This is a genomic window from Kitasatospora sp. NPDC001095 (assembly GCF_053598615.1).
On the sequence record NZ_JBSFKQ010000009.1, the window covers coordinates 41,491 to 58,975 of the forward strand.

The 17,485-nt window shown below is 74.0% G+C and carries 9 protein-coding genes; 6 read left to right on the forward strand and 3 right to left on the reverse strand.

The genetic code is table 11. From position 1 onward, the window contains the following. Window positions 1-43: 43 nt before the first annotated feature. Window positions 44-3,997, reverse strand: a complete 3,954-nt coding sequence (locus tag ACWDBB_RS11050; protein WP_449789296.1) for a beta-N-acetylglucosaminidase domain-containing protein — start codon at window positions 3,995-3,997, stop codon at window positions 44-46. Window positions 3,998-4,376: 379 nt separating this feature from the next. Here ACWDBB_RS11050 and ACWDBB_RS11055 point away from each other — a divergent pair, with 379 nt between their 5' ends. From ACWDBB_RS11055 to ACWDBB_RS11065, 3 genes are all read left to right on the forward strand, one after another. Then, window positions 4,377-4,682, forward strand: coding sequence for a hypothetical protein (locus ACWDBB_RS11055; RefSeq protein WP_449789297.1), 306 nt, complete (start codon window positions 4,377-4,379; stop codon window positions 4,680-4,682). 154 nt (window positions 4,683-4,836) lie between these two features. After that, entirely contained in the window at window positions 4,837-6,939 is a 2,103-nt protein-coding gene (malQ, locus tag ACWDBB_RS11060; RefSeq protein ID WP_449789417.1) for a 4-alpha-glucanotransferase, read from the forward strand. Window positions 6,940-6,959: 20 nt separating this feature from the next. Further along, window positions 6,960-7,187, forward strand: a complete 228-nt coding sequence (locus tag ACWDBB_RS11065) for a hypothetical protein (RefSeq protein WP_449789298.1) — start codon at window positions 6,960-6,962, stop codon at window positions 7,185-7,187. A gap of 154 nt (window positions 7,188-7,341) precedes the next feature. Here ACWDBB_RS11065 and pepN read toward each other — a convergent pair whose 3' ends face one another. Together pepN and ACWDBB_RS11075 are read right to left on the reverse strand one after the other, a co-directional pair. Beyond that, window positions 7,342-9,921 carry an aminopeptidase N gene (gene pepN, locus ACWDBB_RS11070; RefSeq protein ID WP_449789299.1) on the reverse strand — a complete coding sequence of 860 codons (2,580 nt, stop codon included), beginning with the start codon at window positions 9,919-9,921 and terminating at the stop codon, window positions 7,342-7,344. A 159-nt stretch (window positions 9,922-10,080) separates the two neighbouring features. Beyond that, window positions 10,081-11,769: an outer membrane protein assembly factor BamB family protein gene (locus tag ACWDBB_RS11075; RefSeq protein WP_449789300.1), complete on the reverse strand. Its 1,689-nt coding sequence runs from the start codon at window positions 11,767-11,769 to the stop codon at window positions 10,081-10,083. A 463-nt stretch (window positions 11,770-12,232) separates the two neighbouring features. On the opposite strand from ACWDBB_RS11075, the gene ACWDBB_RS11080 reads away from it, so the two are divergent. From ACWDBB_RS11080 to ACWDBB_RS11090, 3 genes are all read left to right on the forward strand, one after another. Continuing rightward, window positions 12,233-13,411 (forward strand): ROK family transcriptional regulator, encoded by a 1,179-nt coding sequence (locus ACWDBB_RS11080; RefSeq protein WP_449789301.1) that lies wholly within the window; start codon window positions 12,233-12,235, stop codon window positions 13,409-13,411. A gap of 368 nt (window positions 13,412-13,779) precedes the next feature. Next, the gene (dxs, locus tag ACWDBB_RS11085; RefSeq protein WP_449789302.1) at window positions 13,780-15,687 is read left to right on the forward strand and encodes a 1-deoxy-D-xylulose-5-phosphate synthase; all 1,908 of its coding nucleotides are present in this window, start codon (window positions 13,780-13,782) and stop codon (window positions 15,685-15,687) included. A gap of 151 nt (window positions 15,688-15,838) precedes the next feature. Beyond that, window positions 15,839-17,365: an ArnT family glycosyltransferase gene (locus tag ACWDBB_RS11090; RefSeq protein WP_449789303.1), complete on the forward strand. Its 1,527-nt coding sequence runs from the start codon at window positions 15,839-15,841 to the stop codon at window positions 17,363-17,365. Window positions 17,366-17,485 lie beyond the last annotated feature (120 nt).

The window sequence follows — 17,485 nt, forward strand, 5'->3', positions numbered from 1 at the left end:
GCTGCGGGCTTGCAGGCCACGGGGCCACGGCTGCGGGCCGCGGCTACGGCTTCTGCGCCGTCGCGGGAGGCGCCGCGGGGGCGCCCGGCACGCCGCCGGGCTGGGCGGGCTGGCCGCCGGCCGGGGGCTGCGGCGCGGCCGGCGGGGTCACGGCGTACAGCTCGATGCCGAACAGCGAGTAGCCGTACTTGGTCGCCCGCGCCACGCCCTGCACCCGGACGTACCGGACCCCGGGCGCGTCGAAGCGGACCGTCTCGTCGCCGCCCCTGCCGTTGTCCACCGTCGCCGCGTTCGTCCAGGTGTTCCCGTCCGTCGAGACCTGGATCCGGTACGAGGCGGCGTACGCGGCTTGCCAGTGCAGCACCGCCGCGCCCAGCCTGGTCGGCTGCGGCAGCTCCAGCCGCACCCAGGCGTCGTCCTTGGCCGGCGAGGACCAGCGGGTCTTCGGATCGCCGTCGTTGACCGCCGAGGCCGGGAAGGCCGCCGTCTCGTCGCCCGAGGAGGTGGCCTTGGCGCCGGGCGCCAGGTCAGGACCGCCGGTGGGCGGCACCACGTGGACCTGGAGGACCTGCCGGACGGTGGTGCCGCCGGCCACGAACTGCACCGGCACCTGGTACGTCCCGGACGGCGTGTCCGCGGCGGCGCTCACCAGCAGCGGCACGCCGACCCGGCCGCCGCGCGGCACGCTCACCGGGCCGGCCGGGGTCACGGTCAGGCCCTTGGCGGCGGCCGGCACCTCGGTGCGCAGCTCGCCGGTGGTGCCCTCGGGGCGGCCGGCCTCGACGGTGGCCCGGGTCGTCACCGGGGCCGTGGCACCGGTGACCACGTCCAGGGCCGGGTCGGCGAGGCTGAGCCGGGCCGCCGGGGCGTCCGCGTACCACGGGATCACCTGGTTGACCACCGGCGGGTCGCCGCCGGGCCGCCAGGTCAGCCGGAACGCGTCGGCGGCCAGCCCGCCGGCCGACAGCTCGTTGTAGCCGGGCTGCACGGTGCCGAGGTCGGCCCAGGTGCCGTCGGCCCGGCGCACCGCGAGGGTGGCGGTGGCGTGCACGGCCGGGTCGGTCAGCACGGTGAGCCGGTCCAGCGGACGGGCCGCGCCGAGCTCGACGACGAGCGGCTCGTCCAGCGCCGTCGGCGCCTTGGCGGCCCGGTACGCGGTGTCCGGGTTGCCGTCCAGCACGGCGGCGGCGGAGGAGCCGGGCGCCGCGTCGGGACCGCCGCTGACGCTGGCCGGGGACTCGTCCGGGGAGGTGACGGTGAACTCGCGCACCGCGACGGCGGTCTTCTGCGCGGCGGTGGCCCGCAGCCGCACCGCCCGTACCACGGTGCCCGGCGGGAGCTGGGCGCTGACCGTCTTCTGGTTCCTGACCGCGGCGAGCTGCTTCCAGCCGCCCTCGCCGGTCGTGTACTCCAGCACTCCGTCGCGGATGTAGTCGTCCTCGGCGGTGCGGGCGTCCGGGCCGTTGCCCCAGCCGCCCATCAGTACGGTCACGCCGCTGACCGGGCGGCCCGCGCCGAGGTCCAGGCCGACCGCGTCGCCGGGCTGCGGGGGAGCGGAGCTCCAGTAGAAGGTGTCGGCCACGCCGTCGGTCATCAGCGCGGGCAGGTGGTCCTGCGCGGTGCCCATGGTGGTGGTCGGGGTGAGCGCGCCGCCGCCCACGCCCGCCCAGTTGTCGGCGGCGCGCACGGCGCGGTCCAGGAACGGGCCGAGCACCCCGGTGCCGACGGTGGCCGGGGCCCGGTCCAGCTGCTCGCGCAGCCGGTTGAGCTCGACCCGGGCCTTCCAGGCCGCGGTCCCGTCGCCGCCGCGCTGCGCCAGCAGCATGTCCAGGGCGGCCTGCCCGGCCAGCCCGTAGTCGCGCAGCGGGCCCAGCCAGGGCGCGGCCTCGCCGGCCAGCTGGGCGGTGGCCGGGGTGCCGGCCAGGGTCTGCTGGGCGGTGGCCATGGTGGCGAAGGCCTCCCGCAGCGGGGCGGCGGCCTCGACCAGGCGGGCGACGTCGGGGGTGGCGCCCGAGGTGGGCTCGGCGGCCGCCCAGAAGCGGTCCAGCAGCGGCGTCAGATAGCCGGACTCCTGCTTGGACAGCGGGGACGAAGTGCTGTTCCCGGCCAGCGCGGTGACCGCCGACAGCGCCGTCCCGGCGGGCGTCGGGGCGGCGCCGGTCGGCCCGGCCAGCGAGCGCACGGCGGCCTGCCAGGACTCCTCCGGCTTGTACCCGGCCGGGTTCCAGGCGAAGTCGCCGGCCGTCGAGAGGGCGATCCGGGACGCCACCGGCTGCTGCATCGCGCCGGTCAGCAGCGCCGCCGAGCGGGTGGCCACCTCCGGGTCGCGCCCGGCGTAGGCGCCGAGGAAGAGCCGGTCCGGGGTGGCGTCGTTGACCGGGTAGTTGTCCATGGTGAGCAGCGGGTGCCCGTACAGCCCGGCGGTGTCCGAGGCCTGCGCGCCGGTGATCTTCTCCGGGATCACCCCGGCCCCGCTCCACGCCACCTGGACGCCCTCCGGCAGCGCCGCCGCCAGCGCCTTGCGGTACGGGGTGGAGCCCTGCTGGTGGTACTCGGTGGGGACGACGGACAGCGGCGCCAGGCCCGGGTTCCGCGCCACCAGCCGGTCCTGCACCTTCTTCACCAGCTCGGCCTGGGCCCTGGCGGCCGCGGCGGGCCCGGTGCCGTACTCGTCGCGGTCGTCGCCGCAGTGCCACTCGTCGTAGCTGACGTCCAGGAACTGCAGCTGGAAGGCGGTGAAGCCGAGCCCCCGCAGCCCGTCGAGCTTGTTCACCAGCGCGTCCACGTCCTTGCCGGAGCTGAAGCAGAGGGACTGCCCCGGGTCGATCGCGTAGCCGAGCGTGACGTGGTTCTGCCGCGCCCGGAAGCCCAGCTCGCGCAGCTCCTCGGCCTGGGCCGCGGGGTAGGCGTTGCGCCAGCGGGAGAGCCGGTACGGGTCGTCACCGGGCGCGTAGAGGTAGAAGTTCTGCTTGGAGCGGCCCAGGAAGTCGACCTGCTCCAGCCGCTGCCGGGCGGTCCAGGGGGTGCCGTAGAAGGCCTCGGCGGTGCCCCGCACCGGCGCGCCGGTCGGCCAGTCCCGCAGCGTGATCCCGGGCAGCCCGAGCCCGGCCGCACCCGGCGCCTGCCCCTGCCCGGCCGGTACCGCGGCGAGCAGTTGACGCAGGCTCTGCGCGGCGTAGAAGGTGCCGGTGGCGTCCACGCCGGACAGCACCACGGCGCCGTACGTCCCGCCGCCCTGGGCGGGCAGCTGACCGGCCGACAGCACGTACCCGCCGGTCGGCATCCCCGCGGTCGAGGGCGCGGCGTCCTCCTTGCCGCCCGCCGCGACCGCCAACTGCCGCAGCACCCGGCCGGTCTCGCCGCCGGCGCCCTCGGCGGGCCCGCCGACGTACACCACCAGCGCGCCGGCGGCCGGCGTGCCGCCGTCCGGCTGCGGCGTCACCTCGGTCGCCCCGGCGACCTCCAGCACCTCGTGGACGGCCCGCACCGCGCCCTGGTCCACCTTGGGAGCGGTCACCAGCGTCACGGCCGCCGGCACCGCGACGGGTCGGCCCGCCACCGTCTGCTGCTGCGGCTTCGGGAACACCTTCGGGTCGGTCACACTGCCCAGTGGCGTCTGCGGCGCGGCGCTCACCACGTCCGGCACCGAAGCCGCGGCGGGCGCCGCGTACGCCGTCGACGGCACCGAGCCGACCAGCAGCCCGCCGACCACCGCCGCGGCCGCGACCCCGGCCGCGATCTGCATCGTCCGCCGCCCCGGCCGCCCGGCGGCCCGCTCGGCCCGCTCCTCCCGTACGGACGCCAGCAGCGGCTCCGTCCCCTTGAGGTCGGCGATCAGCCGGTCCGCCGTACGCGGCGCCAGCTGACGGCACGTCCGCGCCGTGGCCCGCCGCGCCGCCACCGCCGCGGGGTGCTGCACGACGTCCCGCAACGCGGGACTCTGCTCCAACTGCGACCGCAGCCGCCGCCCGGCCGCAACGGACACTCGGGCTTGCACAGGAGCCTCCTCGCCAGGCCACGACCACATCTCCGGCAACCCCACCAGCTGGCCAACCCGGGTGTCAACGCCGTCGACGGCTATGCCGGCTTTGTTCTGTTTTCTCCTCTTGTGGAGATCGGGTCCGACCCCTGGCGCGGACCGGCCGCGCCCAGCAGAATCGGCGTCACGGTGTGGCGCAGCGTCAACCGTGCCCGGGGGAGGGGACGGCGGATGGTCCGACCATCGGCGCGCCGATGGCCGCCGGTCCTGATCGCGGTCGGCCTGCTCGCGACCACGGGGTGCTCCCCCGTCGCCCGAGCCGACCGCCGGCCTCCAGCCGGACGGCGACGGCTTCGCCGTCCTTGCCCCGCTCTGTTCATGGGGCCAGGTGGGGCCGGTGACAGTCGCGACCACCCGCACCGACCTGCGGGAGGAGTGGACGATCACCCCCGGCTCCTGGGAGGACCGGACGGACCGCTTCCCGCTCTTCGTCGCGCCCCCCGGCTGGAGCGCCACCGCCACCGGCCTCACCGCCCTGAGCCGCGACCGGACCTACCTGCTCAGCGCCGCGGACATCGTCATGGACTTCACGCTCGCCGACCTGGACAAGCTCAAGCGTGACGAGGTCCTCACCATCAAGGGCGTCGGCACGACCCGGATGAAGCCCGACAAGTTCCGCGCCAGAGCCCTCAAGTCCTGCTGAGCCGCCCCTGGTCGATCCGCCCGGCGCCGTCGTGTCGCGCTGGGTGATCGAGGCGTCACGCGGGTAGGACTGTGGCTGTCCTGACCGGGCGTTGCCGAGACATCGCAGGGAGCCGCGAGTGGCCGCTTACCACGACAGTGACGGAGCCGAGCAGGTGCCGGCGCAGGATGCCCCGCCGCCGCCCGCCGAACTGGTGGCGCTGGCGCAGGCGTACGGGGTGGACACCCGCTACCCGGGGCCGGGCGGGCAGGCGGTGGGGGCGCGGACGCTGGTGGCCGTGCTGGGGGCGATGGGGGTGGCGGCCGGGTCGCCGCAGGAGGTGGGGGAGGCGCTGGAGCGTCACCGGGCCGAGCAGCGGGGCCGGTTGCTGCCGCCGTGCGTGGTGGTGCGGCAGGGAGGACGTACGGCGCTGGACCTGCCGGCGGACGCCCGGCCGCTCGTGGAGCTGGAGGACGGCGGGAGTTGGGAGCTGCCGCGCGGGCACTCGCACTGGCTGCCGGGGGATCTCCCGCTGGGCCGCCACGTGCTCACGGCGGAGACCACCGCGGGGACCGCCCGGGCCGCGCTGATCGTCGCCCCCGAGCGGCTGCCGCAACTCCCCGGCCGCGGCTGGGGGTTCCTCGCCCAGCTGTACTCCGTGCTGTCCGAGCGCTCCTGGGGCATGGGCGACCTCGGCGACCTCGTCGAACTGGCCCGGTGGGCGGGGGCCGGGCTCGGCGCGGGCTTCGTGCAGATCAATCCGCTGCACCAGGCCCTTCCCGGCACCCCCTCCGACCCCTCCCCGTACCGTCCGTCCTCGCGCCGCTTCGCCGACCCGGTGCACCTGCGGATCGAGGCCGTCCCCGAGTACGCCTACCTGGTCGGCGACCAGCGCGACCACGCCGAGGAGCTGACCCGCCGCGCCGCCCGGCTGCGCGAGGAGGTCATCGGCCACGACGCCCTGATCGACCGGGACGCCGTCTGGCGGCTCAAGCGCGAGGCCCTGGAACTGCTGCACCGGGTACCGCGCGGCCCTGGGCGGCAGGCCGAGTACGAGGCGTACCGGCGCCGCGAGGGGGAGTGGCTGCGCCGGCACGCGCTGTGGAACGCCCTGGCCGAGGAGCACGGCCCGGTGTGGCACCACTGGCCGAAGGGCCTGCGTCACCCGGACGGCCCACAGGTGGAGCGAGCGGAGAAGGAGCTCGGGGCGCGGGTCGAGTTCCACCGCTGGCTCGCCTGGCAGGTCGACCAGCAGCTCGCCCACGCCCAGCGCGCGGCCCGCGAGGCGGGCATGCCGGTCGGGCTGATCCACGACCTGGCCGTCGGCGTCCACCCGGACGGCGCGGACGCCTGGGCGCTGCAGGACGTGCTGGCCGGCGGCATCTCGGTCGGCGCCCCGCCGGACGCCTTCAACGCCCACGGCCAGGACTGGGGCCTGCCGCCGTGGCGCCCGGACGCGCTCGCCGAGGCCGGCTACGCCCCGTTCGCGGAGCTGCTGCGGGGCACCGCCCGACACGCCGGGGCGGTGCGGATCGACCATGTGATGGGCCTGTTCCGGCTCTGGTGGGTGCCGAACGGCCACCCGCCGACCGAGGGCGTGTACGTGCGCTACGACGCGGAGGCGATGCTCGGCGTGCTGGCGCTGGAGGCGCACCGGGCCGGTACGGCGGTGATCGGGGAGGACCTCGGCACGGTGGAGCCGGGTGTGCGGGAGGAGCTGGCGGCGCGCGGGGTGCTCGGCACCTCGGTGCTCTGGTTCGAGCGGGACTGGCAGGCGGGCGGCGCGATCCTGGACCCGGACCGCTGGCGGCCGGGCTGCCTGGCCACCCTCACCACCCACGACCTGCCGAGCACCGCGGCCCGGCTCTCCGGCGAGCACGTCGAGCTGCGGCACCGGCTGGGCCTGCTGGCCAGGCCGCTGGGGGAGGAGCAGGAGCGGGCGGCGGCGGAGCTGGGGGACTGGCGGGCCGAACTGGCCCGGCTGGGGCTGATCGGCCCGGACGAGCCGCTGTCGATGCCGGTGCTGTACCGCTTCCTGCGGGCCACCCCGGCGGAGCTGGTCGGGGTCTGGCTGCCGGACCTGGTCGGCGACCCGCGCCCGCAGAACCTGCCCGGCACCTGGGACCAGTACCCGAACTGGCGCCTCCCGGTCGCCGACGGCGCCGGCGACCCGGTCACCCTCGAACGCCTCGCCACCGCCCCCGCCGCCGGCCTGCTCGCGCAGCTCCTCGCCCTGCCCGAATCCGCCAGGCGGACCCCGACGCGCGCCCTCCCGTAAGCAGCGAGTAAGTTGGAAACGTGGACAAGAGGAACGCTTTGCGAGCCGGCGCGGTTAGCGCAACGGTCACGCTGATGATGCTGCTGTCGTCGCCCGCCATGGCCTTCGCCCGGGACGACGGTGACGACCCCGGTTCCGGCCTGAGCGTCGGCGAGACCCTCGGCCTGTTCGTGTTCCTCCCGCTCGTCGCCTTCGCGGTGATCGCCGGTCTGGCCGGCCTGCCGTACGGCAAGGGCAAGAAGAAGTAACGCCGCGTGGAGGCGGGCGCCGGCCACCTGAGCCCGCGTTCGCCACGGAAGCCCGCGACCGCCACGGAAGCACGCGTCCACCCAGGACCCGCACCAACCCCGAAGGGGCGCCGGACGATCCCGTCCGGCGCCCCTTCGGGCTATCCGCGCACCGTCAGCGGGCCCCCGCCGCACGGTCGACCGCCTGGGCCTTGAGCGCGCGCTCGACGCCCGCCCGCGCCTCGACGACCTGGCGCCGCAGGGCCGGCGCCGGCTCGGCCGAGGCCAGCCACGCGTCGGTCGCGTCCAGCGTCTCCTGCGTGACCTCCAGGGCCGGGTACAGCCCGACGATGATCTGCTGCGAGATCTCGTGGCTCCGGGTCTCCCAGATGCCCTTCACCGCCGCGAAGTACTTCGCCGCGTACGGCGCGAGCAGCTCGCGCTGGTCGGACTGCTGGAAGCCCGCGATGACCGCTTCCTGCACATAGTTCGTCAGCTTGTCGGACTCCACCACCGACGCCCAGGCCTGCGCCTTGGCCTCGGCGGTCGGCCGGGCGGCGCGGCAGGTGGCCGCGTGCTCCTGGCCGGCCGCGGTGTTGTCCCGCTCCAGCTCGGCGGCGATGGCGGCCTCGTCGGCCCGCCCGGTGGCCGCGAGGCGCACCAGCAGCGTCCAGCGCAGCTCGGTGTCCACCGCGAGGCCCTTGACCTCGACCGTGCCGTCCAGCAGTCCGGCGAGCAGGTCCAGCTGACCGTCCGTACGGGCGACCGAGGCGAGGGCGCGGGCCCAGGCCAGCTGGTGGTCGCTGCCGGGCTCGGCGGCGCGCAGGTGCTCCTCCGCGGCGGCGGCCCAGCGCTCGAGGCCCTGCTCGCGCCACTGCGGGTCGGTGTAGGCGTCGAGGGCGAGCTTGACCTGGCGGTGCACGGACTGCACCACGCCGATGTCGCTCTCGCGGCCGATGCCGGACAGCGCCAGCGACAGGTAGTCGCGGGCGGCCAGCTCGCCGTCGCGGGTCATGTCCCAGGCGGAGGCCCAGCACAGCGCGCGCGGCAGCGAGTCGGCGAAGCCGCCGAGGTGCTCGGTGACGGCGGCCATCGAGTCCTCGTCCAGCCGGATCTTGGCGTACGAGAGGTCGTCGTCGTTCAGCAGCACGACGGCCGGGCGGTGGCGGCCGACCAGCTCGGGCACCTCGGTGCGCGGGCCGTCGACGTCCAGCTCGATCCGGTCGGTGCGCACCAGCGCGTCGCCGTTCAGCTCGTACAGGCCGATCGCGATGCGGTGCGGGCGCAGCACGGCCTCGCCCTTGGCGCCGGCGGGCAGCGCGGGGGCCTCCTGGAGCACCGCGAAGGACTCGATCTCGCCGTCGGTGTTGACGGTGACGGCGGGCCGCAGCACGTTGATGCCGGCGGTCTCCAGCCAGGCCTTGGACCAGGCCTTGAGGTCGCGGCCGCTGGCCTCCTCCAGGGCGCCGAGCAGGTCGCCGAGCCGGGTGTTGCCCCAGGCGTGGCGCTTGAAGTACGCCTGCACGCCCTGGAAGAACGCGTCCTGGCCGACGTACGCCACCAGCTGCTTGAGCACCGAGGCGCCCTTGGCGTAGGTGATGCCGTCGAAGTTGACCTGGACGTCCTCCAGGTCGTTGATGTCCGCCATGATCGGGTGGGTGGACGGCAGCTGGTCCTGCCGGTACGCCCAGGTCTTCATCTGGTTGGCGAAGGTGGTCCAGGAGTGCGGCCACCTGGAGCCGGGGGCCTCGGCCTGGCAGACCGCCTCGGCGTAGGTCGCGAAGGACTCGTTGAGCCAGAGGTCGTTCCACCACTCCATGGTGACGAGGTCGCCGAACCACATGTGGGCGAGCTCGTGCAGGATCGTCGCGGCGCGGGCCTCGTACGCGGCGTCGGTGACCTTGGAGCGGAACACGTACTGGTCGCGCAGGGTGACGGCGCCCGCGTTCTCCATCGCGCCGGCGTTGAACTCCGGGACGAAGAGCTGGTCGTACTTGGCGAACGGGTACGGGAAGTCGAACTTCTCCTGGAAGTAGTCGAAGCCCTGCTTGGTGACCTCGAAGACGGCCTCCGGGTCCAGGAACTCGCGCAGCGAGGGCCGGCAGTAGACGCCCAGCGGCACCTTCTGCTCGCCGTTCTCGTAGGTGTCGAAGACCCCGACGTACGGGCCGGCGACGAGCGCGGTGATGTAGCTGGAGATCCGGCCGGTGGGCTCGAAGGTCCAGACCCGGGTGTCGCCCTCGCCGACCGGCTCCGGGGTCGGCGAGTTGGAGACCACGACCCAGCCCGCGGGCGCGGTCACGGTGAACGCGAACGCGGCCTTCAGGTCGGGCTGCTCGAAGTTGGCGAAGACCCGGCGGGCGTCCGGCACCTCGAACTGGGTGTACAGGTAGGTCTCGCCGTCGACCGGGTCGACGAACCGGTGCAGGCCCTCACCGGTGTTGGTGTACTCGCAGTTCGCGACGACCCGCAGCTCGTTCTCGGCCGCCAGGCCCGGCAGCGGGATCCGGCTGTCGGCGAAGCTCGCCGGGTCGAGCCGCACGCCGTTGAGGGTGATCTCCTCGACGCTCGGGGCGACGAGGTCGATGAAGGTCTCCGCGCCGGGGGTGGTGGCGGTGAACCGGACCACGGTGGTGGACCGGAAGGTGCCGCCCTCGCGGGCCGAACCGAGGTCGAGCTCGATGTCGTACGCGTCCACGTGGAGGAGGTCGGCCCGGGTGCGGGCCTCCTCACGGGTCAGGTTTGTGCCGGGCACTCGCTGCACTCCTTTGTCAGACTGATGGTCCGAATCCTCGCACGTCCAACGTACGGGGCGGCCGGAAAATCACGGCGGGGCGGGCCCGGGCGGTCAGCCCGTTCCCGCCCCGCCCGGGTCGGTCACGACGTGGGGTCATGCCCCGGGGTCACCCCGGCGTCACTTCTTCCACTTGGTCAGCGGACCGTCGCTGGAGCTGAGGCGGCGGAAGGCGTAGACCGCGGCGCCGTCCGCCGAGATCACGTACTCGTTGCTGCTGCTGCCGATGTTCATGCTGCTCGGCATGGTCATGGTGCCGAGGTCGGTCATCGAACCGTCGGTCGGCGAGAGCGTCACCAGTCGGGCCGGCTTGTTGTAGCCCTGGTCGACGATCGCGCGGACCTTGCCGTCCTTGTCCGTCCCGGCGACCAGGCGCATGTCGTTGCCGGCCGAGCCGGAGTTGGCCGACCACAGCCGCTTGCCGGTGGTCAGGTCGTAGGCGTTGATGCCGGCCTTGCTGCCGCTGACCTGGACGTACAGCGTGGTCCCGCTGACCACGTTGTGGGTGACGGCCTCGTCCTGGCCGGAGAGCCGCAGGCTGTCCGCGCCGGGCTCCTTGACGGACATCTGGTTGCCGGGCTTGTTGTCCTTGTCGAACGGCAGGATGTAGTCGCCCTGCGGGCCGCTGGACATCAGCAGCACCAGCGGCTTGTCCTGGATGACCGAGTCGACCTGCTCGATGTTGCCGGTGAGGGTGACCGGGGCGCTGGCCGGCTTGCCGGTCTCGGCGTTGACGATGACCAGCTGCGACTTCGGGCCGCTTGTGCCGTAGCAGCGGTCGCTGACCGCGATCTGGGCGCCGGCCGCCTTGCCGCGCAGGATGCAGTCCTTGTCGCGCGGCTGGTACTGCCAGGCCGGCTGGCCGTTGGCGATGTTCAGGGCACCGACCGCGTTGCCGCCGACGGCGACGACGTTCTCGGTGACGCTGAGGGTCGGCGAGGACATCCGGTCGGCCGAGACCTTGACGCTCCAGAGCAGCTTGCCCTGGGCCAGGTCGACGGCGCCGACGGTGGAGCAGTCGCTGTCACCGGTGTTGAAGGAGACGGCGGCGACGCCCTTGGAGTTGGGGGCGTACGAGGCGGTGCACAGCTCCTTGCTGCCGCTCGGGACGGGGATGGTCCACGCCTCCTTGCCGTCGCCCAGGTTGTAGGCCTTGATGCCGGAACCGTCGACGCGCACGGCGAGCTTGTCGGTGCCCCAGACGCCGAGCATCTGGGGCGAGCCGTCCGCGCCGGCCGGCTTGGGGGCGCTCCAGGCGACGTTGAAGGTGCCGCCCTTGGGGGCGGGGGTGGGACCGTTGCCGTTCCCGCCGTCGCCGGTGCCGCCGTCGCCGGTGCCGCCGCTGTCGCCGGCGACCGGGCCCGGGGTCGGGTCGGTGTCGTGCTTGGGGTCCTTGAGCAGGACGACCAGGGCGATCACGATCGAGATCGCCAGCACGCCGCCGATGATCCCGCCCCACAGCAGCACGGGGTTGCGCTGCTTGGGGGCGACGGGCGCGACGGGGTAGCTGTAGCCGGGCTGCTGCTGGTAGTTGTAGCCGCCCGCGTTGTAGGCCTGCCCGGAGTCCGGGGCGCCGTACGCGCCGGGGACCGGGTCGTACGGGCCGACCGGTGCGGCGCCGGGCGGCGGCGGGGCCTGGGTGGGGAAGCCGGTCGCGGTCGGCGCGTACGCCGCGTACTCCGGGCTGCCGACGGGCGGTTGCGCGGGCGGCTGGGCCGGCGGCTGTACGGGCGGTGCCGGTGGCTGGGCGGGCGGCGGGCCCGCGGGCGCGGCCGGGCCGGGGACGGCCGCGCCGTCGAGCTGCGTCATCTGGTCCGCGACGGCGGCCGGATCCACACCGCCGCCCGGCGGGCGTCCGAACGAGACGCCCCGGTTGTCCTGCGGACCGCTGGCGGGCGTTTCGCCTGCCCCCGGCGTAGGGTGATCCCCTGCCATCTGATTCCCCGTCATGTCTGGAAGCGTCCCCTGTCGGCGCCGGCCACGGCTCCGGTGGGACGGTGAGAATTGGGCACCATGCTAGTGGTGTGCGCATTTCGGCCGCCGCCAGGACCGCGGTTCCCCGTCCCCGCAGGTCCAGGCCGTGCAACACCTTCACCCGCCGATCACCGCGCCCCCACGCCGGCGCCCGGTGTCCCGGCCAGCGCCGGCCCTCCGCGCTCCCTCCCGCTCCCGTCCCTTCCGGCCGGGATCCCCGGCCGGGCCCCCGGGCCGTACCCTTCAGGAGTTGAAGGGGACACCCGGCGGAGGGGTCCCCGCCCTGGGAGGGTGGATCATGTCGACGGACACACCGGGCTCGCAGTCGTCGCTGCACCGGGCGAACCTGGAACGGGTGCTCCGCGCGGTGCGGATGGCCGGGTCGCTGACCCAGGCCGAGATCGCCCGCGGCACCGGCCTGTCCGCGGCCACCGTCTCCAACATCGTGCGGGAGTTGAAGGAGAGCGGCACCGTCGTGGTCGCCGACACCTCCTCCGGCGGCCGCCGCGCCCGCAGCGTCTCGCTCAGCGGGGACGCCGGCATCGTGGTCGGCATCGACTTCGGCCACACCCACCTGCGCGTCGCGGTCGGCAACCTGGCCCACCGGGTGCTGGCCGAGGAGAGCGCCCCGATCGACGTGGACGTCTCCGCCCAGCAGGGCTTCGACCGCGCCGAGGCGATGGTCGAGCGGCTGCTGGCGCAGGCCGGGTTCCGCTCCGACAAGGTGATCGGCGTCGGCCTCGGCGTGCCGGGACCGATCGACGTGGAGACGGGCGCGCTCGGCTCCACCGCGATCCTGCCCGGCTGGACGGGCATCGCCCCGGGCCGGGAGCTGGCCGAGCGGCTCGGCATGCCGGTGCACGTGGACAACGACGCCAACCTGGGCGCGCTCGGCGAGCTGGTCTGGGGCGCCGGGCGCGGGCTGAGCGACCTCGCCTACATCAAGGTCGCCAGCGGTGTCGGCGCCGGGCTGGTGGTGAACGGCCAGATCTACCGGGGGCCGGGCGGCACCGCGGGCGAGATCGGGCACATCACCCTGGACGAGGCCGGGCCGGTCTGCCGCTGCGGCAACCGCGGCTGCCTGGAGACCTTCGTCGGCTCCCGCTACCTGCTCTCGCTGCTGATCCCCACCCTCGGCCCTGACCTCAGCCTGCCCCGGGTGGTCGAGCTGGCCCAGCAGGGCGACCTCGGCTGCCGCCGGGTGATCGCCGACGCGGGCCGGCAGATCGGCACCGGCGTCGCCACCCTGTGCAACCTGCTCAACCCCCGCCGGGTCATCCTCGGCGGCGACCTCGCCGAGGCCGGCGAACTGGTGCTCGGCCCGATCCGGGACTCGGTGGCCCGCTACGCGATCCCGAGCGCCGCCCGTCAGCTCTCGGTCGTCCCCGGCACCCTCGGCGGCCGGGCCGAGGTGCTCGGCGCGCTGGCCCTGGTGATGAGCGAGATGGGGGAGTCCGGCGCGCTCGGCCGCGCGTGAGGCCGCAGGCCGGGGCCGTCCCGGTCGGCCCTGAACGGCCGATCCTGAATGGTCAGCCTCGAACAATCGTCTCTGAAGGGTCGGCTCCGAACGGTCGGTTCCGGACGGTTCGACTTCCGAGCGGCCGGCCCGACCGCACAAGCATGCTCGAACGCGCGTGCGTCAATCCGAGATGACCCGCCTCCCCTGCCCGACCTCCCGGAACGGCACGACCGAACAGTGGTACCGGGCGCGCCGCTCGGTGTTCGGCAGGCGGACATTAGACTCGACCGGTCGGCACCGGCCGGGACCGTCGGCGTGCCACCGGACCGGGCAGCGACGCCCGTCGGACCGTCCGTGGTCCGCGAACACTGAACGAGGAGGAACGGGTGGCCCTGCTGACCCGCATTCGGGGACCGCGCGATCTCGACCGGCTCACGCCCGGACAGCTGGCCGCACTGGCCCAGGAGATCCGGACCTTCCTGGTGACCGAGGTCTCCAAGACGGGCGGCCACCTCGGCCCCAACCTCGGCGTGGTGGAGCTCACCATCGCGCTGCACCGGGTCTTCGACTCACCGCGTGACCGCATCCTCTTCGACACCGGTCACCAGAGCTACGTCCACAAGCTGCTCACCGGCCGCCAGGACTTCTCCCGGCTGCGGATGAAGGGCGGCCTGTCCGGCTACCCGTCCCGCGCCGAGTCCGAGCACGACGTGATCGAGAACTCGCACGCCTCCACCGTCCTGTCGTACGCCGACGGCCTGGCCAAGGCCAACCAGCTGCTGGGCAAGAACGACCCGGTCGTCGCCGTGATCGGCGACGGCGCGCTCACCGGCGGCATGGCCTGGGAGGCGCTCAACAACATCGCCGACGCCAAGGACCGTCCGCTGGTCATCGTCGTCAACGACAACGAGCGCTCGTACTCGCCGACCATCGGCGGCCTGGCCAACCACCTCGCCACCCTGCGCACCACCCAGGGCTACGAGCGCTTCCTGTCCTGGGGCAAGGAGGCGCTCCAGCGCACCCCGGTGGTCGGCCAGCAGCTGTTCGAGACGCTGCACGGTGCCAAGAAGGGCCTCAAGGACTTCATCGCCCCGCAGGGCATGTTCGAGGACCTCGGCCTCAAGTACATCGGCCCGATCGACGGCCACGACCTGACCGCCCTGGAGTCCGCGCTGACCAAGGCGCGCGGCTTCGGCGGCCCGGTGATCGTGCACTGCCTCACCGAGAAGGGCCGCGGCTACCACGCCGCCGAGAACAACGACGAGGACCGCTTCCACGCGGTCGGCAAGATCCACCCGGAGACCGGCCTGCCGATCCAGAGCGGCGGCGGACAGAGCTGGACCTCGGTCTTCGCGGAGGAGATGGTCGCGCTCGGCCACGAGCGCGAGGACATCGTCGGCATCACCGCCGCCATGCTCCACCCGGTGGGCCTGGCCCCGTTCGCCGAGGCCTTCCCGGACCGCATCTTCGACGTCGGCATCGCCGAGCAGCACGCCGTCACCAGCGCGGCCGGCCTGGCCACCAACGGCCTGCACCCGGTGTTCGCGGTCTACGCGACCTTCCTGAACCGGGCCTTCGACCAGGTCCTGATGGACGTCGCCCTGCACAAGCTGGGCGTCACCTTCGTCCTGGACCGGGCCGGCGTCACCGGTGACGACGGCGCCTCGCACAACGGCATGTGGGACATGTCGATGCTGCAGATCATCCCGACCCTGCGGCTGGCCGCCCCGCGCGACGCCGACCAGGTCCGCGCCCAGCTGCGCGAGGCCGTCGAGGTCGAGGACGCCCCGACCGTGGTCCGCTACTCCAAGGGCACGGTCGGCCCGGCCGTCCCCGCGGTCGGCCGGGTCGGCGGCATGGACGTGCTGCGCGCCGCCGAGGAGCCCTCCGGCGCCCACCGCGCCGACGTGCTGATCGTCTCGGTCGGTGCGATGGCCCCCACCAGCCTGGAGGTCGCCGACCTGCTGGCCGCCCAGGGCATCACCGCCACCGTGGTGGACCCGCGCTGGGTCAAGCCGGTGGACCCGGCCCTGCCGGGCCTGGCCGCCGAGCACCGGGTGGTCGTCACCATCGAGGACAACGGCCGGGTGGGCGGCGTCGGCGCGGCCGTGGCGCAGGCGCTGCGGGACGCGGACGTGGACCTGCCGGTGCGCGACTTCGGCATCCCGCAGGAGTTCCTGGACCACGCCAGCCGGGCCGAGATCCTGGCCGAGATCGGCCTGAACGGCCCGGACATCGCCCGGAAGGTGACCGCGCTGGTGGCCAAGCTGGACGTCGCACCGGTCAAGGCCTGACCGGGGCGGCGGTCCCCGTGGACCGCTCCCCGTTCCACCGACGACCGTTTGTCGTAACTCCGTAACAGTTCGTCGTAAGACAAGCTGACAATCGCACCGAAAGGCGGGACCGGCGCCACCGGCACCGGTCCCGCCCGGTAGGTTGTCACCCGTGTCGACCCCCACCCGCCTCCGCCTCACCGGACTGGCCGAGCGCCTGCCCGAGCGCGTCCGTACCCGTGTGCTGACCGGGTACTGGACCAGGCTGGTGCCGGTTCTCGCGCTGGTCGCCCTCCTCACCCACATCCCCTCCTTCGCCCGTCCCGTCTGGAGCCCGGACGAGGGCTTCCTGGCCACCCAGGCCCGGATGCTGGCGGACGGCGGGGTGCTGTACGACACCGTGGTCGACCGCAAGCCGCCGCTGCTGCCCTGGCTCTACCAGGCCTGCTTCGCGGTCTTCGGCTCCGCCTCGCTCTGGCCGCTGCGCACCCTGGCGGTGGTGGCCCACCTGGTCACCGCGATCCTGCTGGCCTCGATCGCCCGCGGCCGCTGGGGCAACCGGGCCGGGGCCGGGGCCGGGCTGCTCTACCTGCTGGTCTCCATCGGGCTCTCCCCGGAGGACACCCAGGCGGCGACCTTCGAGGTCTTCATGCTGCCCGCCATGGTGGCCGCCTTCCGGTACGCCGAACGGCGCCGCTGGCTGGCCGCGGGCATCGCCGTCGCCCTGTGCTCACTGACCAAGCAGACCGGCGGCGCGGTGCTGCTGCCGGTGCTCTGGATGCTGTTCCAGGACGCCCGCCGGCGCGGGGTGCGCTGGCCGCCCGCGCTGTTCAAGATCGGGTTCGGTTTCACCCTGCCGATAGCGCTGGTCGCGGTGATCCTCACCAAGCCCAAGGGCTTCCTGTTCTGGGTGGTCACCGGCAGCGGCGACTACGCCTCCTTCGGCGGCGCCTGGCTCCAGATGCTCGGCCGGGCGTTCGGCAACTCGGCCATCCTGGCCGCGGCCGGCCTGGGCTTCCTGCTCCCGGTCGGGCGACGGCTCTGGCTCAAGTACCGCCACCGCCCGCTGCCGGTGGCCGGCGAGGAGCACGGCTCGACCACCGACCTGTGGGTCTGGCTGCTCTCCTCGGTCGTCGCGGTCAGCGTCGGCTTCCACTTCTTCGGCCACTACTACCTCCAGCTGATGCCGCCACTGGTCCTGCTCGGCACCGGGGCGGTCGCCACCTCGGCGATCCGCTGGAAGCCCGTCCTGCTGTACACCACGGCCGCCGCCACGGTGTTCTGGTGCCTGGCACTGGCCTGGCCGGGGGAGCGGCTCAACCGCACCACCGAGGTGGCCACCGCCGTCGCCGCCCAGACCACCCCCAAGGACACCGTGCTGGTCTGGGGCATGCACCCCGAGCTCTACTGGCTGGCCGACCGCAAGCCCGCCAGCCGCTACCTGACCGCCGGCTTCCTGACCAACTACAGCGGCGGCAAGGACGGCAACCAGAACGTCGGCGAGCAGTTCAGCGTCTCCAACGCCTGGCAGACCTTCGACAAGGAGCTCGCCAACGGCCTGCCCGAGGTCGTGGTCGACGACTCCGGCATCGCCCCGTACCAGCCGGTCATGGTCCCCAGGATCGAGAACCTGCTGGACACCCACTACGAGATGGTCGGCGTCTTCGCCGACACCGTGGTCTACCGCCTCAAGCACTGAGAGCACCGAGAGCACCGAGAGCACGTTGGCGCTGAGAGCACCGAGACCACCAGGGCCCCCGAGACCCCTGTACACGGAGTCAACGCCTGACAACTCCGTGCACACCACATCGGGCGGGAG